The following is a 5,351-nucleotide window of genomic DNA, read 5'->3' as shown; positions in this document are numbered from 1 at the left end:
GTAGCGAACCTCGACAACTACATAGTCTAGAAACAAAGCCAAGGTTCCTGTCAAGGATTAAATTGGTTTAACGATAGCACGAGTGTTGTTGTTAGGTCAAGTAAGAAGACAGAATCGGATACTGAGGTATCCGGGACATGCTTTTCGGGTCATTTTTCACGAATGGCCATTTGTTATTAGTCTACGGACTTGATAACTAACATGGAGAGTTTGATCCTGGCTCAGGATGAACGCTGGCGGCGTGCTTAACACATGCAAGTCGAACGGACCCTTCGGGGTTAGTGGCGGACGGGTGAGTAACGCGTGAGGATCTGCCCTTAGGAGGGGAACAACAGTTGGAAACGACTGCTAATGCCCCATATGCCGAGAGGTGAAATGTTTTATCGCCTGAGGATGAACTCGCGTCTGATTAGCTAGTTGGTGGGGTAAGAGCCTACCAAGGCGACGATCAGTAGCTGGTCTAAGAGGATGATCAGCCACACTGGGACTGAGACACGGCCCAGACTCCTACGGGAGGCAGCAGTGGGGAATTTTCCGCAATGGGCGAAAGCCTGACGGAGCAACGCCGCGTGAGGGAGGAAGGCCTTAGGGTTGTAAACCTCTTTTCTCTGGGAAGAAGAACTGACGGTACCAGAGGAATAAGCCTCGGCTAACTCCGTGCCAGCAGCCGCGGTAAGACGGAGGAGGCAAGCGTTATCCGGAATTATTGGGCGTAAAGCGTCCGCAGGCGGTTTTTTAAGTCTGTTGTCAAAGCCCACAGCTCAACTGTGGATCGGCAATGGAAACTGGGGAACTTGAGTGTGGTAGGGGTAGAGGGAATTCCCGGTGTAGCGGTGAAATGCGTAGATATCGGGAAGAACACCAGTGGCGAAGGCGCTCTACTGGGCCACAACTGACGCTGAGGGACGAAAGCTAGGGGAGCGAAAGGGATTAGATACCCCTGTAGTCCTAGCTGTAAACGATGGATACTAGGTGTTGGACGTATCGACCCGTGCAGTACCGTAGCTAACGCGTTAAGTATCCCGCCTGGGGAGTACGCACGCAAGTGTGAAACTCAAAGGAATTGACGGGGGCCCGCACAAGCGGTGGAGGATGTGGTTTAATTCGATGCAACGCGAAGAACCTTACCAAGGCTTGACATGTCGCGAATCTTTCAGAGATGAGAGAGTGCCTTCGGGAGCGCGAACACAGGTGGTGCATGGCTGTCGTCAGCTCGTGTCGTGAGATGTTGGGTTAAGTCCCGCAACGAGCGCAACCCTCGTTTTTAGTTGCCATCATTAAGTTGGGCACTCTAAAGAGACTGCCGGGGACAACTCGGAGGAAGGTGGGGACGACGTCAAGTCATCATGCCCCTTACGTCTTGGGCTACACACGTCCTACAATGCTACAGACAGAGGGCAGCAAGCGCGCGAGTGCAAGCAAATCCCATAAACTGTGGCTCAGTTCAGATTGCAGGCTGCAACTCGCCTGCATGAAGGCGGAATCGCTAGTAATCGCAGGTCAGCATACTGCGGTGAATACGTTCCCGGGCCTTGTACACACCGCCCGTCACACCATGGGAGTTGGCCACGCCCGAAGTCGTTACTCTAACCGTTCGCGGAGGAGGGCGCCGAAGGCAGGGCTGATGACTGGGGTGAAGTCGTAACAAGGTAGCCGTACCGGAAGGTGTGGCTGGATCACCTCCTTTTAGGGAGACCTACCCTTGATTACTCCGAACCATTGTTATTAGGAGAATTGAGTGGTCACTCTAGGTCGGTCAGGACTTTGAGAATAGTTTCTAGACTATGGTTGAGGTTTATTTCTTGCCCTAAGGGGCGAGGAACTAAACACGGGCTATTAGCTCAGGTGGTTAGAGCGCACCCCTGATAAGGGTGAGGTCCCTGGTTCGAGTCCAGGATGGCCCACTGCGTGGGGGTTTAGCTCAGCTGGTAGAGCGCCTGCTTTGCAAGCAGGATGTCAGCGGTTCGAGTCCGCTAACCTCCACCACGAAAGCATGGGATGAATTCAGCACAGTGTGTTTTGGCATGTTCCAAGGCATAGTCTGCTGGGTGAGAACCTAGCGAAGAACCTTGAAAACTGAATATGAGAGAAGTGTAAGGTAGTACACACAGAACATTTAAAGTTCGTTGAGAGAAGAGTGACTTTGATTTGTCATAAACGAAGCAATTTGTTGTGATGAATTAAAGGAAGGTCAAGCTACAACGGGCTCACGGTGGATACCTAGGCACGCAGAGGCGAAGAAGGACGTGGTTACCGACGATACGCTTCGGGGAGCTGGAAGCAAGCCTTGATCCGAAGATTTCCGAATGGGGCAACCCTTAGTACGGCCACCTGAATCCATAGGGTGGCGCGAGCGAACCCGGCGAACTGAAACATCTTAGTAGCCGGAGGAAGAGAAAGAAAAATCGATTCCCGTAGTAGCGGCGAGCGAACTGGGAAGAGCCTAAACCAGTGGTTTTTACCACTGGGGTTGTGGGACAGCGATATGGACTCGAGCGGTTAGACGAAGCATTGGAATGATGCACCAGAGAAGGTGAAAGTCCTGTAGTCGAAAACTTAACGATACTAGCTGAATCCCGAGTAGCACGGGGCACGAGAAATCCCGTGTGAATCCGCGAGGACCACCTCGTAAGGCTAAATACTCCTGCGTGACCGATAGTGAACCAGTACCGCGAGGGAAAGGTGAAAAGAACCCCGGGAGGGGAGTGAAATAGAACATGAAACCGTGAGCCTACAAGCAGTTAGAGCTCGATTAAACGAGTGATAGCGTGCCTGTTGAAGAATGAGCCGGCGACTTATAGGCACTGGCAGGTTAAGGCGGAAATGCCGAAGCCAAAGCGAAAGCGAGTCTGAATAGGGCGATAGTCAGTGTTTATAGACCCGAACCCGGGTGATCTAACCATGGCCAGGATGAAGCTTGGGTGATACCAAGTGGAGGTCCGAACCGACTGGCGTTGAAAAGCCAGCGGATGAGCTGTGGTTAGGGGTGAAATGCCAATCGAACCCGGAGCTAGCTGGTTCTCCTCGAAATGTGTTGAGGCACAGCGGTATTGATTATATACGGGGGGTAAAGCACTGATTCGGTGCGGGCTGCGAGAGCGGTACCAAATCGAGTCAAACTCAGAATACCCGTAGCACACAATGCCAGTCAGACGGTGGGGGATAAGCTTCATCGTCGAAAGGGAAACAGCCCAGACCACCAGCTAAGGTCCCCAAGTTAATGCTAAGTGGGAAAGGAGGTGGGATTGCAGAGACAACCAGGAGGTTTGCCTAGAAGCAGCCATCCTTAAAAGAGTGCGTAATAGCTCACTGGTCAAGCGATCCTGCGCCGAAAATGAACGGGACTAAGCATTGCACCGAAGCTGTGGACTTGTACTTGTACAAGTGGTAGAGGAGCGTTCTATATGAGTTGAAGCGTTAGCGAGAGCAGGCGTGGATTGTATAGAAGTGAGAATGTCGGCTTAAGTAGCGAAAATGTAGGTGAGAATCCTACACCCCGAAACCCTAAGGGTTCCTCCGGAAGGCTCGTCCGCGGAGGGTTAGTCGGGACCTAAGGCGAGGCCGAAAGGCGTAGTCGATGGACAACGGGTTAATATTCCCGTACCTGTTCTGGATTGTGGCGGGGGACGGAGAAGGCTAAGACAGCCGGATGTTGGTTACCGGTTTAAGCTTTCGAGGTGATGAGAGACGGCGAAAACGTCTTGAGCTGAGAAGCGAGTACGACCCGTTACGACGGGGAAGTGTCTGACGTCAAACTTCCAAGAAAAGCCCGAACCACGTTAATCCAGTAATGGCCCGTACCCGAAACCGACACAGGTAGGGAGGTAGAGTATACCCAGGGGCGCGAGATAACTCTCTCTAAGGAACTCGGCAAAATGGCCCCGTAACTTCGGGAGAAGGGGTGCCACCGAGAGGTGGTCGCAGTGAAGAGTCCCAGGCGACTGTTTACCAAAAACACAGGTCTCCGCTAAGTCGCAAGACGATGTATGGGGGCTGACGCCTGCCCAGTGCCGGAAGGTTAAGGAAGTTGGTCAGGCTCTTCGGAGCTGAAGCTAGCGACTGAAGCCCCGGTGAACGGCGGCCGTAACTATAACGGTCCTAAGGTAGCGAAATTCCTTGTCGGGTAAGTTCCGACCCGCACGAAAGGCGTAACGATCTGGGAGCTGTCTCGGAGAGAGGCTCGGCGAAATAGGAATGTCTGTGAAGATACGGACTACCTGCACCCGGACAGAAAGACCCTATGAAGCTTTACTGTAGCTTGGTATTGGGTTCGGGCTTTGATTGCGCAGGATAGGTGGGAGACTTTGAAGCGGCCCTTGTGGGGGTCGTGGAGTCACTGGTGAGATACCACTCTATCAAGGCTAGAATTCTAACGTTGACCCGTTATCCGGGCAGCGAACAGTATCAGGTGGGCAGTTTGACTGGGGCGGTCGCCTCCTAAATGGTAACGGAGGCGCGCAAAGGTTCTCTCAGGCTGGTTGGAAATCAGCCATTGAGTGTAAAGGCATAAGAGAGCTTGACTGCGAGACTGACAAGTCGAGCAGGTACGAAAGTAGGCCTTAGTGATCCGACGGTTCCGCGTGGAAGGGCCGTCGCTCAACGGATAAAAGTTACTCTAGGGATAACAGGCTGATCTCCCCCAAGAGTTCACATCGACGGGGAGGTTTGGCACCTCGATGTCGGCTCATCGCAACCTGGGGCTGTAGTCGGTCCCAAGGGTTGGGCTGTTCGCCCATTAAAGCGGTACGTGAGCTGGGTTCAGAACGTCGTGAGACAGTTCGGTCCATATCCGGTGCAGGCGTAGGAACATTGAGAGGAGTCTTCCTTAGTACGAGAGGACCGGGAAGAACGCACCGCTGGTGTACCTGTTATCGTGCCAACGGTAAACGCAGGGTAGCTAAGTGCGGAGTGGATAACCGCTGAAAGCATCTAAGTGGGAAGCCCACCTCAAGATGAGTGTTCCCATGGCATAAGCCAGTAAGGTCACGGGTAGACCACCCGTTAATAGGCGCTAGATGGAAGTCCAGTAATGGATGTAGTCGAGGCGTACTAACAGACCGAGGGCTTGACCTCATCACAGATTCACTCGATGAATCAACAATGGCTGTGTGCACAGCCGATACTTCTCTCTATTCAGTTCTTCAAGGAACTTAAACAACAACATATTGAAGCTATTAATGCTTTCCTGGTGTCTTTGGCGCTGTGGACCCACTCTGACCCATCCCGAACTCAGACGTGAAACGCAGCTGCGGCGAAGATAGTGAGGGGGTTGCCCCTTGTCAAAATAGCTCGATGCCAGGTTCCTATTCAAAACCGTGCGACATCATTACGATGTTGCACGGTTTTGCTTT

2 tRNA genes and 3 rRNA genes are annotated in these 5,351 nt (G+C 52.7%); all 5 read left to right on the top strand.

From position 1 onward, the window contains the following. The first annotated feature begins 198 nt into the window (after positions 1–198). The 5 genes from IQ273_RS29830 to rrf all read left to right on the top strand — a co-directional run bounded on the left by IQ273_RS29830 (position 199) and on the right by rrf (position 5,301). Positions 199–1,687: ribosomal RNA gene (locus IQ273_RS29830) — 16S ribosomal RNA — on the top strand. A gap of 143 nt (positions 1,688–1,830) precedes the next feature. Next, positions 1,831–1,904: transfer RNA gene (locus IQ273_RS29825), tRNA-Ile, on the top strand. A 6-nt stretch (positions 1,905–1,910) separates the two neighbouring features. Then, positions 1,911–1,986: transfer RNA gene (locus IQ273_RS29820), tRNA-Ala, on the top strand. A gap of 203 nt (positions 1,987–2,189) precedes the next feature. Then, a 23S ribosomal RNA gene (locus IQ273_RS29815) occupies positions 2,190–5,073 on the top strand. A gap of 111 nt (positions 5,074–5,184) precedes the next feature. After that, positions 5,185–5,301, top strand: a 5S ribosomal RNA gene (gene rrf / locus IQ273_RS29810). Together the 16S, 23S and 5S rRNA genes with 2 tRNA genes alongside form the textbook arrangement of a ribosomal RNA operon. Positions 5,302–5,351 lie beyond the last annotated feature (50 nt).

This window comes from Nodosilinea sp. LEGE 07298 (assembly GCF_015207265.1).
Lineage (GTDB): Bacteria > Cyanobacteriota > Cyanobacteriia > Phormidesmidales > Phormidesmidaceae > Nodosilinea.
This window is presented reverse-complemented; position numbering and strand designations above follow the sequence as displayed.